Source organism: Actinomadura barringtoniae, from assembly GCF_017573505.1.
Classification (GTDB): domain Bacteria; phylum Actinomycetota; class Actinomycetes; order Streptosporangiales; family Streptosporangiaceae; genus Spirillospora; species Spirillospora barringtoniae.
Map to the genome: position 1 here is coordinate 299,496 of NZ_JAGEOJ010000007.1, position 19,241 is coordinate 318,736.

General features: G+C 70.8%; 19 protein-coding genes. 13 read left to right on the forward strand and 6 right to left on the reverse strand.

Going from position 1 to position 19,241, the window contains the following annotated elements; translation table 11 throughout:
* Positions 1-109: 109 nt before the first annotated feature.
* On the forward strand, positions 110-658 hold the full coding sequence (locus J4573_RS19080; RefSeq protein ID WP_208257088.1) for a dihydrofolate reductase family protein: 549 nt from the start codon (positions 110-112) through the stop codon (positions 656-658).
* Here J4573_RS19080 and J4573_RS19085 read toward each other — a convergent pair.
* Both J4573_RS19085 and J4573_RS55400 read right to left on the reverse strand, forming a co-directional pair.
* On the reverse strand, positions 651-1,169 hold the full coding sequence (locus J4573_RS19085) for a YoaK family protein (protein ID WP_208257089.1): 519 nt from the start codon (positions 1,167-1,169) through the stop codon (positions 651-653). The two genes, J4573_RS19080 and J4573_RS19085, sit on opposite strands and share 8 nt — an antisense overlap.
* Before the next feature lie 49 nt (positions 1,170-1,218).
* Positions 1,219-1,647 (reverse strand): MarR family winged helix-turn-helix transcriptional regulator, encoded by a 429-nt coding sequence (locus J4573_RS55400; RefSeq protein ID WP_208257090.1) that lies wholly within the window; start codon positions 1,645-1,647, stop codon positions 1,219-1,221.
* Positions 1,648-1,723: 76 nt separating this feature from the next.
* Here J4573_RS55400 and J4573_RS19095 point away from each other — a divergent pair, with 76 nt between their 5' ends.
* Together J4573_RS19095 and J4573_RS19100 are read left to right on the forward strand one after the other, a co-directional pair.
* The gene (locus tag J4573_RS19095) at positions 1,724-3,079 is read left to right on the forward strand and encodes an FUSC family protein (RefSeq protein WP_208257091.1); all 1,356 of its coding nucleotides are present in this window, start codon (positions 1,724-1,726) and stop codon (positions 3,077-3,079) included.
* Positions 3,080-3,155: 76 nt separating this feature from the next.
* On the forward strand, positions 3,156-4,790 hold the full coding sequence (locus tag J4573_RS19100; RefSeq protein ID WP_208257092.1) for a DUF7800 domain-containing protein: 1,635 nt from the start codon (positions 3,156-3,158) through the stop codon (positions 4,788-4,790).
* A 322-nt stretch (positions 4,791-5,112) separates the two neighbouring features.
* Here J4573_RS19100 and J4573_RS19105 read toward each other — a convergent pair whose 3' ends face one another.
* Complete coding sequence (locus tag J4573_RS19105; RefSeq protein WP_208257093.1) at positions 5,113-5,922, reverse strand: hypothetical protein; 810 nt, start codon at positions 5,920-5,922, stop codon at positions 5,113-5,115.
* A gap of 164 nt (positions 5,923-6,086) precedes the next feature.
* On the opposite strand from J4573_RS19105, the gene J4573_RS19110 reads away from it, so the two are divergent.
* From J4573_RS19110 to J4573_RS19120, 3 genes are all read left to right on the forward strand, one after another.
* The gene (locus tag J4573_RS19110) at positions 6,087-8,594 is read left to right on the forward strand and encodes a sigma-70 family RNA polymerase sigma factor (protein WP_307796703.1); all 2,508 of its coding nucleotides are present in this window, start codon (positions 6,087-6,089) and stop codon (positions 8,592-8,594) included.
* A 370-nt stretch (positions 8,595-8,964) separates the two neighbouring features.
* Positions 8,965-10,428: an NYN domain-containing protein gene (locus J4573_RS19115; protein ID WP_208257095.1), complete on the forward strand. Its 1,464-nt coding sequence runs from the start codon at positions 8,965-8,967 to the stop codon at positions 10,426-10,428.
* Positions 10,429-10,561: 133 nt separating this feature from the next.
* Positions 10,562-11,206: a tetratricopeptide repeat protein gene (locus J4573_RS19120; RefSeq protein ID WP_307796705.1), complete on the forward strand. Its 645-nt coding sequence runs from the start codon at positions 10,562-10,564 to the stop codon at positions 11,204-11,206.
* A gap of 25 nt (positions 11,207-11,231) precedes the next feature.
* Here the strand turns inward: J4573_RS19120 and J4573_RS19125 are convergent, their stop codons facing one another.
* Positions 11,232-11,768 (reverse strand): hypothetical protein, encoded by a 537-nt coding sequence (locus tag J4573_RS19125; protein WP_307796706.1) that lies wholly within the window; start codon positions 11,766-11,768, stop codon positions 11,232-11,234.
* 83 nt (positions 11,769-11,851) lie between these two features.
* On the opposite strand from J4573_RS19125, the gene pyrE reads away from it, so the two are divergent.
* On the forward strand, positions 11,852-12,388 hold the full coding sequence (gene pyrE / locus J4573_RS19130; RefSeq protein ID WP_208257096.1) for an orotate phosphoribosyltransferase: 537 nt from the start codon (positions 11,852-11,854) through the stop codon (positions 12,386-12,388).
* Between the two features lie 106 nt (positions 12,389-12,494).
* On the opposite strand, the gene J4573_RS54100 is transcribed toward pyrE, so the two are convergent.
* Both J4573_RS54100 and J4573_RS19140 read right to left on the reverse strand, forming a co-directional pair.
* Positions 12,495-12,731 (reverse strand): RodZ domain-containing protein, encoded by a 237-nt coding sequence (locus tag J4573_RS54100; protein ID WP_243773220.1) that lies wholly within the window; start codon positions 12,729-12,731, stop codon positions 12,495-12,497.
* Positions 12,732-12,971: 240 nt separating this feature from the next.
* The gene (locus J4573_RS19140) at positions 12,972-13,700 is read right to left on the reverse strand and encodes a DedA family protein (RefSeq protein WP_208257098.1); all 729 of its coding nucleotides are present in this window, start codon (positions 13,698-13,700) and stop codon (positions 12,972-12,974) included.
* Between the two features lie 256 nt (positions 13,701-13,956).
* Between J4573_RS19140 and fbaA the strand changes: the two genes are divergently transcribed.
* The 6 genes from fbaA (at position 13,957) to J4573_RS19170 (ending at position 19,235) form a co-directional block, all read left to right on the forward strand.
* Entirely contained in the window at positions 13,957-14,979 is a 1,023-nt protein-coding gene (gene fbaA / locus J4573_RS19145; RefSeq protein WP_208257099.1) for a class II fructose-bisphosphate aldolase, read from the forward strand.
* A 102-nt stretch (positions 14,980-15,081) separates the two neighbouring features.
* Positions 15,082-15,528 (forward strand): winged helix-turn-helix transcriptional regulator, encoded by a 447-nt coding sequence (locus J4573_RS19150; RefSeq protein ID WP_307796707.1) that lies wholly within the window; start codon positions 15,082-15,084, stop codon positions 15,526-15,528.
* Positions 15,529-15,703: 175 nt separating this feature from the next.
* Positions 15,704-16,234, forward strand: a complete 531-nt coding sequence (locus J4573_RS19155) for a GNAT family N-acetyltransferase (RefSeq protein ID WP_243773221.1) — start codon at positions 15,704-15,706, stop codon at positions 16,232-16,234.
* A 61-nt stretch (positions 16,235-16,295) separates the two neighbouring features.
* On the forward strand, positions 16,296-16,715 hold the full coding sequence (locus tag J4573_RS19160; RefSeq protein WP_208257101.1) for a DUF3151 domain-containing protein: 420 nt from the start codon (positions 16,296-16,298) through the stop codon (positions 16,713-16,715).
* Positions 16,716-16,914: 199 nt separating this feature from the next.
* Positions 16,915-18,198 (forward strand): adenylosuccinate synthase, encoded by a 1,284-nt coding sequence (locus J4573_RS19165; RefSeq protein ID WP_208257102.1) that lies wholly within the window; start codon positions 16,915-16,917, stop codon positions 18,196-18,198.
* 122 nt (positions 18,199-18,320) lie between these two features.
* The gene (locus tag J4573_RS19170) at positions 18,321-19,235 is read left to right on the forward strand and encodes a glycerophosphodiester phosphodiesterase family protein (protein WP_208257103.1); all 915 of its coding nucleotides are present in this window, start codon (positions 18,321-18,323) and stop codon (positions 19,233-19,235) included.
* Positions 19,236-19,241: the final 6 nt, after the last annotated feature.

Below are 19,241 nucleotides of genomic sequence, written 5' to 3' on the forward strand. Positions count from 1 at the left end.
GGTCATGGAGCCGACCGTAGCGACGGGGTCTGACAGCCGTCGCGAGCGATGAGTTTGGGGCGGGGGCCTGGTCGTTCTCTCTGACTGCCGATGAGACGGAGGCTCAGGGATGCGGGATCTGGTCGTCACCGAGAACATCACGCTGGACGGGGTCATCGACGCTTCGGAGGGGTGGTTCGACGTTGCCGGGGAGGGCGTCGACCAGTCCGATGTGGTCGAGGCTCTTCGGGAGCAGAGCGCGGCCGCTGATGCGGTTGTCTTCGGGCGGCAGACGTTCGAGGACATGCGGAGCTACTGGCCCAAGCAGACCGATGACACCTCGGGCGTGACGGACTATCTCAACTCGGTGGCGAAGTACGTGGTGTCCAGCACCATGGACGATCCCGAGTGGGAGAACAGCACCGTGCTCAGGACGTTGGAGGACGTGGGGGCGCTCAAGGAGACGACGGGGACGGACATCGTCGTCACGGGCAGCGTGACGCTGGTGCGCGGGCTCGTGGCCTCGGGGATGGTCGATGAGTACCGGCTGTTCGTCTACCCGGTCGTGCTGGGGCAGGGTGCGCGGTTGTTCGAGGACGCGAGTATGCCTGTGTTGCGGTTGGTGGAGACTCGGCCGTTCAGGGCGGGGATCGTGCTGCTGCGGTATCGGGTCACCTGAGCCGGTAGGTGACGTAGGCGCCGATCAGGGCGCCTGTGACGTAGAGGAGCCAGACGAGGCCTAGGACGCTCTTTTGGGGTTCGTTGTTGGTCACACGGCTGAAGAGGGAGGCGAGGGTGCCGGTGACCACGGTGGTGGTCACGCCTGGGACGCCCAGCCTGACCGCGTGAACGCTCTGGATTCCCATGGCGATCGCGGCGAGGGCGATCTGTGCCATGCGGGGGCCGGGGAGGAGCAGGGCCGCTAGGAGGAGTGCCGCTTCAGTTATGAGGCGGGACTTCTCGTTGTTGAGCGGGCCTGCCGCCAGCGCTCCTAGGCAGAACGCCAGGAGTGAGACGAGAGGGCCTGTCACGGCGCCGGATGGGTCACCGGTGTCCAGCCAGTGGGCCAGGCCCACTGCGAGCAGCACGCAGTTGCCGGTTTGGTTGGCGACGAAGACCCCTCCCAGGCCGACGAAGACGGCTGCGTCGACCAGGCCCGCCAAGAGGGTGAGGGCCAGCGGCTGCTTCATGCGACAAGCCTCGGGGGTGGCGCGCTGAGGTGCGGGTTCGCCACACCGGTCAGTCGGCCATGCGCTCCATGAGAGCGGCGGCGAGCTTGAGGACTTCGCGTTCGGTGGGGGTGAACGCGGCCATGGCCTCGGCCAGCCAGGCGTCGCGGACCGCCATGTCCTCGGCGAGGGCGCGGAACCCCTCTTGGGTGATGGCCAGGAGGGACCTTCGGCGGTCGGTCTCGTCGGACGTGCGGGTGATCAGGCCGTCGCGTTCCAGCTCGGCGAAGACGCGGGTGAGGGTCTGAGGGCGGTGATGCTCGGTCTCGGCGATCTCGCCGGCCGGGCTGGGGCCGCGGCGGTGGAGATGGCCCAGTACGGCGATCTTGGTGGGGCTGAGGGCGTCGTCGGGGCGTTCGGCGCGGAGGCGGCGGGCAAGCCGAACCACGCCCCGGCGGACGCTCGCCACGTCCTCGTCCGGCCAATAATCGCTGGGCATATTACTACGCTATCACTTACTATTCTGGAGGGCGGACGGTAGCGATTGGGCTGATATGAACGCTGGATCGTACGCAATGAGGATTAAATCTCTGGATCCCAGGCTGGTCGAGCTGCGGGGGGCCGTGGTCGCCGCCGTGGCGATGCTGAGCAGCTTCGGCACGGCCGTGTGGCTCAGGGAGACCGCCCAGCTGAGCGTGAACGTGGTGGTGCTGTCGGTCGTGCTGTCGGTGAGCCTGGCGCGGACACAGCAGGGCGCGGACAGGCGGGCCCGGTGGACGGGACTGGTCGTGCTGCCCGTCGTGGCGGTCGGGGCCGGAGTCGTCGGCGCACTCCTGCACGACCGGCCGGGCGTGGGGGACGCGCTGTTCGTGGTGGGCGTCTCGGCGACCATCTGGGTTCGCCGGTTCGGGGCCCGCGCAGGCAAGGCCGGGACTGTGGCGGCCATGCCGTTCCTGGCGGTTCTGATGACGCCGCTCCCCAAGGTGCCGGGCCCCTCGATGCTCTGGTGGGGCGCGCTGGTGGCGGTCATAGCGTTCGGCTGGGCGTGGGCCTGGGAGGCGCTGGCGATCCGGGTCGGGTTCCTGCCCAGCAAGGAGTCGGCGCACGAAAAGCCCGATCCGCCTAAGCCAGGCGTGAGCACGCGCATGGCCCTGCAGATGGGGGTCGCCCTGGCAGGGGCCTTCGTGGTGGGGCGGCTGGTCTTCGCGCCCCACTGGTCGTGGACCGTGCTCACCGCGTTCATCGTGTGCAGCGGCAACCGGGGGCGCGGGGACGTGGTCTACAAGAGCGGGCTGCGGGTCGCGGGCGCCGTCGCGGGAACGGTCGCGGCCACGGTCCTGGCGGGGGCGTTCGCGCCAGGCGCGCCCGCGTCGGTGGCGGCGATCCTCGCGATCCTGGCCGTGGCGACCTGGCTGAGGGCCGTGCTCGGGTACGCCTACTGGGCCTGTTGCGTCACCGCCGTCCTCGCTCTGTTGTACGGGTATTTCGGTCAGTCCGGAACTGCGGTGCTCGTGCCGAGACTGGGCGGGATCCTGACCGGCGCGGCCCTCGGGATCGCCGCCTCGTGGTTCATCCTGCCGATCAAGACAGAGCACGTTCTGCGCGGACGGATCAATGAGGCGCGGAAGGCGCTCATCGACCTCGTCGCCGCCGTACGGGAGGAAGGGACCGAGCGGGGCGCGGAGGGATTCCACCGGGCACTGGAGCGGCTGGACCAGATCACCAAGCCGGTCGAGGCCCACCGGTTCGTCCACAGGCGGACGCGGGGCAAGGACGCCAAGCCGCATCCGGCCGACATGATCGACGCCGTGCGGCGCTGCCGCGAGCCCGTACGGGAGGCGCTGGACGGCTCGGCCGAGGCGCTCGCCGACCTGGAGGGGACCGCCCGGACCCTGGGGCGTTACCTGGTGAGCACACGCACCTCCGGGTGAACGTGAGTGGTCACACGGAGGCCGAACCATGGAAACCATGGACGTGGCCGCCCGCATTCCGCTAAGGATGCGGAGTATGACCGCTTTGGTTCTCGGCCCCCTGCTCAGATTTGTCGGCGAACGCACCGCGACGGTGTGGGTGGAGGTCGATCACCCCGGCGAGGTACGCGTCTTCGACGACGAGCACGGCCTCGACGCGGCCGCGCGGACGTTCACGGTGCACGGGCACCACTACGCGATCGTGGAGATCGACGGGCTCGAGCCGGGCTCGGAGACCCCCTACTCGGTGGCGGTCGGCGACGAGATCGTATGGCCCGACCCGAAGACCCGCTTCCCGGCGAGCCGTATCCGCACGCTGGACCCCGAGCACCGGGTGAAGCTCTCGTTCGGCTCCTGCCGCCGTTCCCCCGACTCGACCAACCAGCACGGCCTGGACGCGCTCGCCGCGTACGCCCACCGCCTGGCCGACGCCGCCGCGGCCGGGTCGGACGAGCACTGGCCGAACGTGCTGCTCATGGTCGGCGACCAGGTGTACGCCGACGAGCTCAGCGACGAGATGCGCGCGTTCATCAGGAGCCGCAGGGACCCGGACGAGCCGCCCGTCGGTGAGCTCGCCGACTTCGAGGACTACACCCACCTCTACCAGCTGGCCTGGCGCGAGGACCCGGCCGTGCGGTGGCTGCTGTCCACGGTCCCGACGCTCACGATCTTCGACGACCACGACATCCGCGACGACTGGAACACCTCGCACAGCTGGCGCCAGGAGATGTGGTCGCAGTCCTGGTGGCGGGCCCGGATCGTCGGCGGCATCGGGTCGTACTGGATCTACCAGCACCTGGGGAACCTGTCCGCGCGGGAACGCGCCGCCGACCCGATCTACAAGGCCGTGCGCGAGGCGTCCGACAGCGGCGGGGACGCCGGCAAGATCCTGGACGAGTTCGCCGAGCAGGCCGACAAGGAACCGGCCACCACGCGGTGGAGCTACGCGCACGACCTGAACGGCAGCCGCCTGGTCGTGGTCGACAGCCGCTGCTCGCGGCTGCTGACGCCCGAACGGCGCGGCATGCTGGACGACCTGGAGTTCCAGTGGCTGGACGAGCAGTGCCAGGGCGACGTCGACCACCTGCTGATCGCCAGCTCGCTGCCCTACCTGCTGCCGCGCGCCATCCACCACGCCGAGGCGTGGAACGAGGCGATGGCCGAGGGCGCCTGGGGGCCGCGCGCCGCCCGGCTGGGCGAGAAGATACGGCAGGCCGCCGACCTGGAGCACTGGGCGGCGTTCGAGAAGTCCTTCCGCGCCGTCGCCGAGGACGTGGTGGCCGTCGGGCGCGGTGAACGCGGCCGGCCGCCGGCGACGATCTCGTTCCTGTCCGGCGACATCCACTACTCCTACCTCGCCAGGGTCACCGAGCCGCGCACGCAGTCAGTGATCTCCCAGATCGTCTGCTCGCCCCTGCGCAACCCCCTCATCGGCAAGTTCCGCATGGCGAACGTCGTGGCGGGCAGCCACGCGACGGGCTGGCCGTTCCGGCTGCTGGCCAAGATGTCCAAGGTCCCCAAGCCGCCGCTGAAGTGGCACCGCACCAAGGGCCCGTGGTTCGACAACGCCATCTGCACGGTGGAGCTGTCCGGCCGCGACTGCCACGTCCGCTGGGAGTCCCCGTCCAGCGAGACCGCCCTCACCGAGCTGGGCCGCGCCGACATCCGCTGACGCCGCCCGAGTAGGCCCTTGCAGGCCGGGTGCCCGTTCCGCCCCCTCGCCGGAACGGGCACCCGCCTGTGCACCCAGCGCTGCCGCGCCCCGCTCGTCGCGGCGGCTGGGAGGGAACCATCGGCGCCGGACCCCCGCCCCCTCGCCGGGGGAGCGCGACGCCGATGGCGTTTTCGGGCATTCCGGCTACCGGCCGCGCCCCTGTTCAAGCGGCCGGTGTCCGGGCGGCCCGGGATGGGTCGTGTTTCACATGAGCTATTCGCTGTCCGGACGGTCTTGGATCGATCGCCGGACGCCGATTCGGCTCACGGGCGGCGACCCGTCAACGCGCTAACACCTCCAGCAGGGCTTGGGCCTCCTCGAGGTCGTCCGGCAGCCGTTCGACCCAGACCAGGACGCCGCCCGGACCTGACTCGCCGTGACCGTCCGGATGGTCGGGCGTGAGTGTCTGGGTGAGGAGCCGGCGCAGCGCGGCGATGTTGAACACCAGCCGCGGGCTCACCGGGACCAGGGCGGCGGCCCGGCCCGTGCCGACCAGCGTCAGCGTCTCGCCGCCGTCGAAGACCGCGCGCAGGTCGTGCGCGACGACGACGGCGCGCGCCAGCCGCCGCCAGGGCTCGGAACCGTCCGACAGATCCACCATGACCAGGCAGTGGGTGTCGCCGACCGCCGTCTCGGGCGCCCCGCCGAGCGCCGCCGCCGCGCGGTAGATCTCGCTGAGGCGGCTGCGCAGGTACGACAGGGTCATCAGGCCGGTGAGCGGGTCCTCGCAGGTCTTTCCCGCCAGGTCCATGAGCCCGGAGTCCACCCAGCCCTCGGCCGCGCACCGCACCAGCGACAGCGGCGGATCGGGCCAGCTCAGTACCGAGAACAGCGCGCCCAGGTCGTCCAGCGTCTCCCCGATCCCGACGCCGGCCCGGCCGCGCGCCTGGCCGAGGCGGGCGCACGCGACCGCCATCCCGTGTCCGGCGTGCACGGCGGTCACGACCGCCTCCACGGCCGGGCTCCACCAGTCCGAGGGCAGGGACCAGCCCTCCTCCATGCTGCGCGAACGCCAGCGATCCCGCAGCTCGTCGGTGCCGGGGCCGCTCGCCCGGTCCCCCGGGAGCGCGCCGCTCCAGAGGTATGCCATCCCGCCTCCGCTCGCCGAGTCGATCAAGCCGCGGGGTTCCCCCGCGGTTCGTCCTCTCAGACCTATGACGGCGAGTCGGTTTAGTCATGACGCGGTTTGCGGAATCATCTCCCGCGACGTTGTGTGGTCAAGAGATCACAATCAGTTGCCCAAGGGAGGGTCGCGTGAGCGAGACCGCGTCGAATCTGGCTCTGGCCGAGTCCAGTGACGCGGTGCTCATAGCCCGCATCCGGGGCGGCGACGTCGCGGCGTACGGGTTGCTCTACGAGCGGCACCTGGGCTCGGCGCGCAAGCTCGCCCGCAGCCTGGTGGACGGCGACCGCGCCGAGGACGCCGTCCAGGACACCTTCACCAAGATCCTGGACGTGCTGCGCCGTGGCGGCGGGCCGCAGGCCGGGTTCCGCCCGTACCTGCTGACCGCGGTCCGCCGTACGGTCTACGACCGCTACCGCAGCGAGAAGCGACTGCAGCCGACCGACCAGATCGAGCTGTACGACCCGGGCGAGCCGTTCGTCGACCCGGCGCTGGAAGGGCTCGAACGGTCGATGATCGTGCGGGCCTACCGGTCGCTGCCCGAACGCTGGCAGGCCGTCCTGTGGCACACCGAGATCGAGGGGGCCAAGCCCGCCGACGTCGCGCCGCTGCTCGGTCTGACCGCCAACGGCGTCGCCGCGCTCGCCTACCGTGCCCGCGAGGGACTGCGGCAGGCCTATCTCCAGATGCATCTCGCCGGAGCCACGACGGGCGAGATCCCCGAGGCCGCCACTGCCGCAGGTGCCGCCGCTGCCGTCGGCGCCGCTGCGGCGCCGATCACCGATGAACGTTGCCGTGCCGCTCTCGACAAGCTCGGCGCGTACGTGCGGGGCGGCCTGGCCAAGCGCGAGACCAAGGCGGTCGAGAAGCACCTCGACGACTGCGAACGCTGCAAGGCCATTTATCTGGAGCTGGCGGACGTCAACACCGCGCTGCGCGAGGCTCTGGGCCCGATCATCCTGGGCAGCGCGGTCGCCGCCTACCTCGCGGCCGCGAAGGGCGGTGCGGCGGCGGGCGGCATCATCACCTGGTTCCGTCACCTGCCGAAGCGCCAGCAACAGGTGCTCAGCGGAGGCATGGCCGCCGTCGCCGCAGCGGCCGTGCTCGGGCTGCTGCTGGTCTCCCACAAGGAGCCGATCAAGCGCGTTCACAAGCCGCCGACGGCCGCCGAGCCCGCCACACCACCCAAGCCGAAGCCCAGGCCCCGCGCGCCGAAGCCGCCTCCGCCGCCCGCGCCGAAGCCGAAGCCCAAGCCCGCACCCAAGAAGCCCAAGCCGAAGCCGCCTCCCCCGGCCGCGCCCGCGCCGCCGCCCCACCTCACGGCCCGCATCGGCACGGTCGGGACGCTGCTGCGCGACCAGCCGGGCATCGTCGCCATGTCCGTGAACAACGGTGGCGGCGGCCCGTCCCGCGATCTGACCGCCGACGTGGACCTCCCGCCGGGCGTGACGTACGCGGGCGGTCCCACAGGCCGCAACTCGGCGATCTTCAAGCCCGCGGTCGCGCCAGGCGACGACTGGAGCTGCCGCCCCATCACCGGCGGCGCCAAGCCTGCGGATCCCGGGCTGCGGCTGCGCTGCACGCACGAGCCCCTGAAGTCGGGTGCGGCGACGTCCGCTTATCTACATGTGAACGTCGGCACCACCGCTCCCTATGGAACGCCGCCCCAGGTCACCCTGCGTTCCGGCGACCAGCAGGCGGCGACGGCCAAGGCTCAGGACGGCGTCGCCCAGGCGGGTCTGCCCGCGCGGTTCGCGGTCGACGGCCACGTCCGTACGGTCGCGACCGGCAACGCGCTGCTCAGCTGCGACGCCAAGCAGGAGCACGGCTGCGCCAAGGCACAGAAGCGCCAGGGCGACCACCGCGACAACGACTTCTGGGACATGGCGCCGCTCGATCTGGACCACGACGCCTCCACGAAGAGCTCCAGCTCGGCGCGCCTTGATGTTCCTTCCGGCTCCAAGGTGCTGTGGGCGGGCCTCTACTGGTCCGGCGTGGCCGGCGACGGGTGCGGTCCGGTGACCGCGAAGATCCGTCCGCCCGGCGGCACGTACACCTCGATCCGTTCGTCGCGGGCGGAGTGCGGGCGGCTGCCTGACTTCTCGGCCTACCAGGCGTTCGCCGACGTCACCGACCTGGTGCGCAGCAACGGCGGCGGCGAGTGGTGGGGCGCGGACGTCCCGACGCGCGCCGGCACGTCGCACTACGCGGGCTGGAGCCTGGTGGTGGTCGTGAACGACCCGAAGGCGCCGTACCAGCAGGCCATGGTGCTCGACGGCGCGCGTGCGCTCGGGCCGGACGCCGCCGAACGCGTGGACGTTCCGGTGAACGGGCTGCTCGCGACGGCCCAGCAGGCCCGGATCGGGGTGGTCGCGTGGGAGGGCGACGCGGACCTGAAGGGCGACCGGGTGCTGCTGGACGGGCGTCCGCTGCAGCCCGCGGCGGGCGGTGGAATCCGTTCGGCGGACAACGCGCTGGACAGTTCGGCGGCCGGTGCGATCGGCCCGGCCCTTACCTTCGGGGTAGATGTCGGTTACTTTGCTGCCACGCTGGACAGCGGGAAGACCCTCAGCCTCACCAGCAAGCAAGACGCCTACCTCGCGGGGGTCGTGACCGTCACCGCACCCATGCGCAGTTGAAGCGCGGGTAGCGGGCTGGCTACGGCTTGACCCGGTAACCGATTCTTCCCGTAAAGATCATGAGGAAGCATTATGGACAGACCGGAACGGCTGGTAGCGTCCGCGCTGGCGATCGTGCCGACCTCCGCGCTCTGACATCGGGCCGCATGGCTCTGACTTCAGGGTTACGCGTAGCTAACGCTCGTGAAAGAGTGGCGAATCGCCGTATTGGCCTACGGGGCTTAGGGGCTTCACTACGCTATAGGGGCCCGGGGTCATTCGTCGGCCCACGTCCCCGAGAGCAGGAAGGGCAGGCCACCCGACTGATGGTCCCCCTGATCGTGGTGTGGGCAACCCAAAAGCTCCCGTGCATGAGGAAGGGCGGTGTCGCATGGATCGCTGCGCGCTGTTCGTAGACGCCGGCTACCTGCTGGCGGACGGCGCCATGGCGGTGCATGGCACGCGCCATAGAGAAACGGTCTCCTGGGATTTCGGCGGACTGCTGCAACTGCTGAGCAACCTGTCCCGCGAACGCACCGGACTGCCGCTGCTGCGCTGTTACTGGTACGAGGCGACCGTCGAGGGCCGCCGCTCCCCCGAGCACGACGCGCTCGCCGACCTGCCGGGGCTGAAGCTGCGCCTCGGCCGGATCCGCCCCGGGCGGCGCGAGGGCGTCGACACCGAGATCCACCGTGACCTGATGGCGCTGGCGCGCAACGGCGCGCTCGCCGACGCGGTCGTCGTGAGCGGCGACGAGGACCTCGCGCAGGTCGTCGCCGACGCCCAGGACCTCGGCGTCCGCGTGACGGTCGTGCACGTGGCCGTCGACGGCAACTGGACCATCTCTCGGGTGCTGCGCCAGGAGTGCGACGACCTGATCGAGATCGGCACCGGGCACCTGCGGCCGTTCGTCAACCTGCTGGCCGGCTACGACACCGGCACGTCGGCGCTGCCCGGCATCCCGAGCCCGCTGTCGAACGGGCACGGCACCTCGACCACCGGCTCGCTCGGCCAGTTGCAGTCCGGCCCGCACGCCGCCCCGCCGCCGTCCTCGCCGATCACCGGCCAGCCGCAGCTGCCCTCGGGCACGCCGGCCGGTTCGGGCATCGGCTCCGGGATGGGCGCCGGTACGGGCGTCACCGGCGCCTCGGGCCTCGGTGGCGCCTCCGGCATGACCGGCAACCCCGGGATGACCGGCTCGGGCATGACCGGCTCGGGTCTGACGGGCGCCTCGGGGATGAATTCCGGCTCAGGGATGACCGGCAACTCCGGCATGGGCACCGGATCGGGCATGGGCCAGGGCTTGGGCAGCGGTTCGGGCATGGGCGCGGGCTCCGGCCTCGGCGGCACCTCCGGGATCTCCGGCCTGACCGGGCTCGGCTCCAGCTCCGGCCTGGGCCAGTCGCCCGGCTCGAACGGGCCGTCGACGTCCTCGTCCAACTCGATCCACGCCGCGCCGACGCCGAGCGCCACCCCGCCGAGCACGCCGATCACCGGGCCGCAGTACTCGACGCCGTCCCCGACGCCCGCGCCGCCGCCGAGCCCGCCGCACGGCCCCTACACCGGGCCGCAGCAGATCGCGCCGCTCCCCGTTCAGCAGCAGAACGCGCCCACCCTGTCGGACGCGGTCAAGGCCGCCCACCAGGAGGGCCAGGACTTCGGCGAGTCCGTCGCCCGCGACGCCCCCGCGCTGTGGCTGGAGGCCGTTCTCGCGCGCAAGCCGCGGATGCCCTCCGATCTTGAGGCCCGGCTGCTCCAGGGCTCCTCGCTGCCGATCGACTTCCTGCTGCACGACGAGGTACGGCACGCGCTGCGCCGCGGTTTCTGGGACGCGCTCGAACGTTCTCGCCGGTGACAACGTTCCCTCACCCGAGTGACAGTCCTGTACCCGCAGGTGAGAGCGCTGATCCGCACGTTTACGTGTAGGTAATTCACGATCATCCTCGATTCGCCCGCTTCGGTCGGCGAGCGGCGGGTAGCGTTGAAGCGTGACGCATGTGACGGAAGACGATCTCGACGATCTGGAGTTCGACACCCTGCGCACCGGCGATCACATCTCGGCGGCCCGGCGGCTCTCCGAGCTCGCCGAGTCGGTGTCCGGAGGGGTGTCACGCGCCAACGTGCTGCTGCGCGCGGGTGAGCAGTGGCAGCACGCCGGCGATCACGATCGCGCGGCCGAGCTGTACCGCAAGGCCATCGAGGACGGCGGCGAGACCTACGGGGACCCGCGCGCCTACCTCGCCGACGCGCTCTTCGAGACCGGCGAGGGCGATGCCGCCCGCCGCCTGGTCGAGGAGATCCGCGCCGACGCCCCTCGCGACCCCGAGGTCTACCGCGCCGTTGCGGAGGTCCTCTACGCCCAGGGCGACGCCACCGGCGCGCACGAATGGGCCACTACCGGAGCCGACGTGATCCTCGCCCTGCGCGACCGTGCGGTGGGCACGGGCGCGGGTGTGGACGCGGGCGAACCCGGCGACGTACCCGAGTCCTTCTCGCCCGGCCCGGACGACGTGGCGCTGGCGGAGGACAGCCTGGAGGCGCTACTGCGGCTGCGCTACCGGGCCCGCATCGATCTGGGCCGCGACGAGGACGACTACGACGCCCTCCTCGACGACCTGCTCAAGAACGCATAGCCCATAACGCGCTCGCGGGCCCCCGCTAAAGCGTCGTGATCAGTTCGCTGAGGGACTGGGCGACGGCGATCGGGGGCTCGTGCTCGGCGACGGGCCAGCCGCGCAGGCGGGCCTGCCTGATCTCCTGGGCGCGTTCGTCCAGGTCGGTCGCCAGGTAGGCGCAGGGCGCGTCCGGCCAGTCGGCGGGCCCGGCGACCTCGCGCTCATCGGGGCCCGGGTCGCCGTCGTGGTCGTGGTCGTGCGAGTCCGGACGGGCCGGGCGGGGCAGCTCGGCGTCCACGAAGACATAGCCGCCGACCTTGCGGTGCGCGGCCTGCTGGGCGACGGCGATCCCCGGCAGGATCGGCCCGGCGGCGCCGTGGCCGACCAGCACGAGGGGCGCGGAGGGCGCCGTCGCGGCGATGATCAGGGAGGCCCGGGCCACGTAGCGGGGGCCCGCGGCGTCGGCCACGTCGGGCGCGATGACGTCCATGCCGTACGAGCGGAGCATCTCGGGAAGGTCGCCCCAGGAGGTGGCGGCGGCGTACGGGGCGTGCAGCAGGACGATGGTGCCGGGCGTCACCTCTGGGACCTTCCTGCCGTTCGAACGTCCACGCAACCGTACCCGGCAACGCCGGTCCGCTCGCCATGACTAGGGTTCTTGGTGTGAGCGATCGTGATGACCTGCTGAAAGAGATCAAGGACAAGGCCGTCGTGCACGGCGACTTCGTCCTGTCGTCGGGCAAGCGCGCGTCCTGGTACGTGGACCTGCGCCGGGTGACCCTGGACGGCGCGGTGGCGCCGCTGGTCGGGCGGGTGATGCTCGAGGCGACCGCCGACCTGGACTACGAGGCCGTCGGCGGGCTCACGCTGGGCGCCGACCCGGTCGCGACGGCGATGCTGCACGCGGCCGCGGCCCAGGGCCGCAAGCTGGACGCGTTCGTCGTACGGAAGGCCGACAAGCAGCACGGCCTCCAGCGCCGCATCGAGGGCCCGGACGTCGCCGGCCGTCGCGTGCTGGCCGTGGAGGACACCTCGACCACCGGCGGCTCGGTCATGACCGCCGTGGAGGCGCTGCGCGAGGCGGGCGCGGAGGTCGTCGCCGTGGCCACGATCCTGGAACGCGGCGCCGCCGAGCGGATCGCGGCCGAGGGCCTGGATTACCGGCACCCGTACGCCGTTCCCGACCTCGGCCTCGGCTGACACAACGGCTCGGCTGACGGGGCGCGGGCAGACCAAAGCGACGGGGGCGCCCGATCCGGCTTCTCGGCCGATCGGGCGCCCCCGCCCTGTTGTCACGCTCTCGTGCTCACTTCTTCGGCACGAGCCACTCCTGCCGCTGTCCCGCGGCGCCTCGCTGCTGCAGCTCGCCGTAGATGGTGACCTCGACCGAGCCGGCGTCGGACACGACCACGTTCAGCGGGGCCTTGTCGTACTGCTCGGCCTCGCCGGTGTTCAGCACCCCGCGGCGCAGCACCTCGCCGGTGCCGGGCACGGTCACGACGACGGTGGTCGGCGCACCGACCACGCGGATCACCAGGGGCATCGCAGCACTGGCGCTGGCGGACGCACCCTTGGACGGCGCCGTGGCGGAATGGGGGGTACCGCCCGAAGCCGTCGCGGTCCCCGTGGGACCTGGTTGATCGCCACCGTCGGAGGTCAGCGCGTTCACCAACGCCATCCCGCCCACGACGAGTAGCGCTAATGCCAGCACCACGGCAATGGCCGCGATCAGTATGCGCGCGAGACCCCGAGGGTCCGACCGATGACGTCCCACATGGGGAGGTTAGCGATAACTGTCACCGCTGAGCGACGGACGTGACTCTTCAGAGCCATTCTTATTCGGACCGTTGCCTTGACCCCCGCGTCCCTTCAGGATCTCCCGGACGATTGGGATGAGGGACAGGATGAGGATGACGGCGACGCCCGGCAGGATGTAGCGCTCGATGTTCGGGACGCTGGTGCCGAGGAAGTGGCCGAGCAGGAACAGCATGTCGGTCCAGATCACACCGCCCACGACGTTCCAGACGAAGAACTTGCGGGCGTCCATGCCGAGCATCCCGGCGAGCGGGTTCAGGAACGTCCGCACGATGGGGATGAAGCGCGCCAGCACCACCGCGCGGGCCGGGCCGAAGCGGTTGAAGTAGTGCTCGGCCTTCTCCACCCATTCCTGCCGGAAGATCTTGGAATCGGGGCGGTCGAAGAGCTTGCGCCCGTACCTGGCCCCGAGCCAGTGGCCCAGTTGGGCGCCGGCGATCGCGGCGATCGGCCCGCCGATCAGCAGCCACGGCAGCGACAGCGGCTGGAAGTCGTGGCCGTCGACGGTGGTGACCGCGGTGAGGATCCCCGCAGTGAAGAGCAGGGAGTCGCCGGGCAGGATGCATCCGATGAGCAGACCGGTCTCCGCGAAGATGATGGCGATCACGCCGATGGTCGCGAAGGTGCCGAACAGCTCCAGCCATGCGGTGGGGTGCAGCCACTCGGTGACGTTGAGGGAAATGAGCGTGAGATCCACACCGCGAGCGTACCTGCCGTAGCGTCCCGAATACCTGAGAAGCCGGTCCTGAGCGGCCCAGGAACCCCCATTCTGAACGGGTTTCCGACGCGGCCCGGCACCCCCTCCGCTGGCCTGGGCCCCGAAATTCGAGATACTGGCCGGGAAGCGACATCCATGGCCCCGGAGCACTGACCTGCGCGGCAGACGACGCGGCGGACATCCGGGGAAGCGCCCGGCCAGGCATGCACCCACGCGTACGAAAGGACAGTGCCAAATGCCCATCGCGACCCCTGAGGTCTACGCGGAGATGCTCGACCGTGCGAAGCAGGACGGTTTCGCCTACCCCGCCATCAACGTGACGTCCAGCCAGACGCTGAACGCCGCACTGCGCGGCTTCGCCGAGGCTGAGAGCGACGGGATCGTCCAGGTGTCCACCGGCGGCGCCGACTACCTGTCCGGGTCCACGGTGAAGGACATGGTGACCGGGTCGACCGCGCTCGCCGAGTACGCCCGCGTGGTGGCCGCCAAGTACCCGGTGAACATCGCGCTGCACACCGACCACTGCCCGAAGGACAAGCTGGACGGCTTCATGCGGCCGCTGGTCAAGATCTCCCAGGAGCGGGTGGCGCGCGGCGAGGAGCCGCTGTTCCAGTCGCACATGTGGGACGGCTCGGCCGTGCCGCTGGAGGAGAACCTGCAGATCGCCGCCGAGCTGATCGAGCAGTGCGCGCAGGCCCGCGTGATCATGGAGATGGAGATCGGCGTCGTCGGCGGCGAGGAGGACGGCGTCGTCGGCGAGATCAACGAGAAGCTCTACACCACCACCGATGACGCCCTGGCGACCGTCGAGGCCGTCGGGCTGGGCGAGAAGGGCCGCTACATCCTGGCGGCGACGTTCGGCAACGTGCACGGCGTCTACAAGCCGGGCCACGTGAAGCTGCGCCCCGAGGTGCTGAAGGAGATCCAGGACGCGGTCGGCGCCAAGTACAACAAGGTGAAGCCGTTCGACCTGGTCTTCCACGGCGGCTCCGGCTCCACGCTCGAGGAGATCCGCGAGGCGCTGTCGTACGGCGTCGTCAAGATGAACATCGACACCGACACCCAGTACGCCTTCACCCGGCCGGTGGCCGAGCACATGTTCCGCAACTACGACGGCGTGCTGAAGGTCGACGGCGAGGTCGGCAACAAGAAGCAGTACGACCCGCGTTCGTGGGGCAAGGCCGCCGAGACCAACATGGCCGCCCGCATCGTCGAGGCCTGCGAGAACCTCCTCTCCGCGGGCAAGAAGATCAAGTAGCGGCGAGCGCACGTCCAGGCGCCTGCCGCGGCCTTCCGGCCGCGGCGGGCGCCTGTTTTTCGCCAGTAGGTTCTTTGAGACAACTTAGGTAGTGTCGTAGCTGTGCTGCCCCGCACCTACGACAACCAGAACTGCTCGATCGCCCGTGCGCTCGAGATCGTCGGCGACCGGTGGACGATGCTGGTCATCCGCAGCGCCTTCGAGGGCGTACGGCGCTTCGACGACTTCCAGGACGAGCTCGGCGTCGCCCGCAACGTGCTGACCGACCGGCTGGCCCGCCTCTGCGAGGAGGGCCTGATGCGCAAGGTCCCCTACCAGGAACGGCCTGAGCGCTACGAGTACCGGCTGACGCGCAAGGGCGTCGAGCTGTGGCCGGCGATGATGACCCTGCTGATGTGGGGTGACCGCCACTACGCCCCCGAGGGGCCGCCGGTGCTGGTGGGGCACAAGGGGTGCTCCGGAGCGCTGACCGAGCAGCTCACGTGCGACGCGTGCGGGGTCCACCTCGGCCCCCGGGACGTCGAGCAGCGGCCCGGTCCGGGCGCCTAGGGCCCGTTCAGGGCCTAGAGGCCTGCGTACGCCCGACATAGGCCCGCCTATGCCTGATATCGGCCCGCGTACGCCTGATACGGGCCTGCGTCCGCCTGGTTTCGTTTCCTGAGATTCATCGCGTGACACGGCCTGAGGGTTGCTTCACGAAACTCGATGCGCTCCAATGGGTTTTATGAAGCAACTCGCCGCGGGCAGCGTCGCCCGCATGGACGACGTGCGCATCCGGCCGTACGGGATGACCGACGACGAGCGGATCCGCCGGATGTCGGACCGGCTGTCGACCGGCAGCCTCTACACGCGCTTCTTCTCCGGGACGCCGCGGCTCCCGGACGCCTACCTGCGCTCGCTGCTGATGCTCGACCACTGGGACCGGGAGGCCATGGTGGCGCTGCTCGACGGCGAGATCGTCGGGATCGCCGAGTACGTGCGCGACCGCAAGGAGCCCTGGCGGGCCGAGCTCGCCGTCCTGGTCGCCGACCCGTGGCAGCGTCGCGGCCTCGGCCGCCGCATGGTGGCGTTCCTGGCCGAGCTCGCCGAACGCCGCGGCATCAGCGAGTTCGACGCCGACGTGGTGCTGGAGAACCGGATCGCCATGTCCGCCATCCGCGGCACCTGGCCCTCCGTACGCCCGTGCAGCGACGACGGGTCAGTGCACTACCGGCTGCCGCTCCCGCTGCCCGCCGAGCCACTGAACGCGGCATGAAAGTGGCATAGCGGACGATCTGCGATCCCGGGGTGATGGTCGCCCCCGGTTGCCACTTACGATGACCGGCATGACCCAGAACCTGCTCGGCGGCGTGCCTCCGACCGAACTGCCGGACAACGTCGAGGCCCGCGAGGCCTTGGAGAAGGGCGTCGACCCGTTCGAGGTGGCCGCGCGCCACCCGGACTACCCCGGCGTGTGGGCCGAACTGGCCGACCGCGCGTTCGCCCGGGGCGGCGTCATCGACTCCTACGCCTTCGCGCGCACCGGCTACCACCGCGGGCTCGACCAGCTCCGCCGGGCAGGCTGGAAGGGCCAGGGGCCGGTCCCCTGGGAGCACGAGGCCAACCGCGGCTTCCTGCGGGCCCTGCACGCCCTGGGACGCGCCGCCGCGGCCATCGGCGAGGACGCCGAGGCCGAGCGCTGCAAGACGTTCCTGCGCGACAGCAGCCCCACCGCCGCCGACGCCCTGAACGCCTGAGCGAGCGTCGTGAACGCCTGAGCGGACGAGCTTTCGAGTGGGCCCGGCCGCCTGACGCGGCCGGGCCTCACTTGTCCCTCCAGGCGCAGTGATCACGGCCTGCGGTTTCTTCGGCCCCCCGGGACGGGTACGATTTGATCGCAAGAGGCCCCTTCGCGCTTGCGATCAGGGGCCTTCGTCGTGGGAAGGAAACAGCGGCATGCCGGCCATCGTTCTTGTCGGAGCCCAATGGGGAGATGAGGGCAAGGGCAAGGCCACCGACCTGCTCGGCGGAGACGTCGACTACGTCGTCCGCTACCAGGGTGGCAACAACGCGGGCCACACCGTGGTCATCGGCGACAAGAGCTACGCCCTGCACCTGCTCCCGTCCGGCGTGCTGTCGCCCGACGTGGTCCCGGTGATCGGCAACGGCGTGGTGATCGACCCGGGCGTGCTGCTGCAGGAGATCGACGGCCTGCGGGACCGCGGCATCAGCTGCGAACGCCTGCTGATCTCGGCCGACGCGCACCTGATCATGCCCCACCACCGTGCCCTCGACAAGGTCACCGAGCGCTACCTCGGCAAGGCCCGCATCGGCACCACCGGCCGCGGCATCGGCCCGGCGTACGCCGACAAGATCAACCGGATGGGGATCCGGGTCCAGGACCTGTTCGACCCGAACATCCTCACCCAGAAGCTGGACCTCTCGCTCCGCGAGAAGAACCAGGTGCTCACCAAGGTCTACAACCGGCGCCGGATCGAGACCGGCCCGATCGTGCAGGAGTACCTGGAGTACGGCGAGCGCCTGAAGCCGTTCGTCGCCGACACCACGCTGGTGATCAACAAGGCGCTGGACGAGGACAAGGTCGTGCTGCTGGAGGGCGCCCAGGGCACGCTCCTGGACATCGACCACGGCACCTACCCGTTCGTCACCTCCTCCAGCCCGACCGCGGGCGGCGCCTGCGCCGGCTCCGGCGTCGGCCCCACCAAGATCAACCGCGTGATCGGGATCCTGAAGGCCTACACCACCCGTGTGGGCTCGGGGCCGTTCCCCACCGAACTGCTGGACGAGCAGGGCGAGTACCTGCGCAAGACCGGCGGCGAGTACGGGGTCACCACCGGCCGCGACCGCCGCTGCGGCTGGTTCGACGCGGTGATCGCGCGCTACGCCGCGCGGGTGAACGGCATCACCGACTTCTTCCTCACCAAGCTCGACGTGCTGTCGGGCCTGGAGCGGGTCCCGGTCTGCGTCGCCTACGACATCGACGGCGTCCGGCACGACGAGATGCCCCCGTCGCAGACCGAGTTCCACCACGCCAAGCCGATCCTGGAGTACCTGGACGGCTGGCAGGAGGACATCTCCGGCGCCAAGACGTTCGACGACCTCCCGAAGAACGCGCAGGACTACGTGCACGCGCTCGAGGAGATGTCGGGCGCGCAGATCTCCGCGATCGGCGTCGGCCCGGGCCGCGACCAGACCCTGCAGCTCCGCTCCCTGGTCTGACCGCCCGTCACGACACGCTCATAGCACGCGGGGCGCGCACGCGCCCCGCGTCCCTCATCCGTTCAGCGGTTTATCACCGGTCGGCCACCCGTTGATCGGTCACTCCTTGTAGCGTTCCACCCGTGACTTCGTTCGGGGGTGCCGTCGAGCTCCACGGCCACCGCGGCGCCCGGGGACTGCGACCGGAGAACACGCTGCCGGGCCTGGCCTTCGCCCTCGAGCTCGGCGTCGACGCCATCGAGTTCGACGTGGGGCTGACCGCCGACGAGGTCGTGGTGCTGAACCACGACCAGGCGTTCTCGCCCGTCAACGTCGCCGACACCGGCCCCGCGAACCCCGGCGACCCCGGCTTCCCCTACGTCGGCAGGCCGATCAGGGAGCTCAGGCTCGACCAGGTGAAAACCCTGGACGCGGGCATCCGGCGCCGCTCCGACGACGACCCGTTCAAGCTCACGCACCAGCCGCTGCCCGGCACGCCCGTCCCCACGCTCGCCGAGGCGTGCGCGCTGCTGTCCCGCGCGCCCGGGGTCGACCTCGCCGTCGAGCTGAAGACCGACCCGTCCTGGCCCGACGCGGACGTGGCGCTGTTCACCGCGGCCGTCGCGCAGGTGCTGTCGGCGTTCGACCTGCTCGGCCGGAGCCGCCTGCTGGCGTTCGACTGGCGGGTGCTGCTGGAGGCGCGCCGGTACGCCCCGCGGGCCGCCCGGGTGGCGCTCATCGAGGCCAAGACGCTCGTTCCCGGCACCACGTGGCTGGCGGGCATGGAGCCCGACGATCCGGCCCGTGCGGCGCTGGACATCGGCGCGACCGTGCTGTCCCCCGAGCACGTGCTCGCCGACCTCGACCTGGTCGGCGCGGCGCACTCGCTCGCGCTCCCGGTGGTGGTCTGGACGGTGAACGAGCCGGACGAGATGGCCCGCTTCATCGGCTACGGCGTGGACGCGATCGTGACCGACTACCCCGACCGGCTGCGGAACGTGCTGAAGCAGCACGGCCTCCCGGTCCCGCGCCCCCTCCGCACCCAGCCGCTCGGCTGAGCCGGC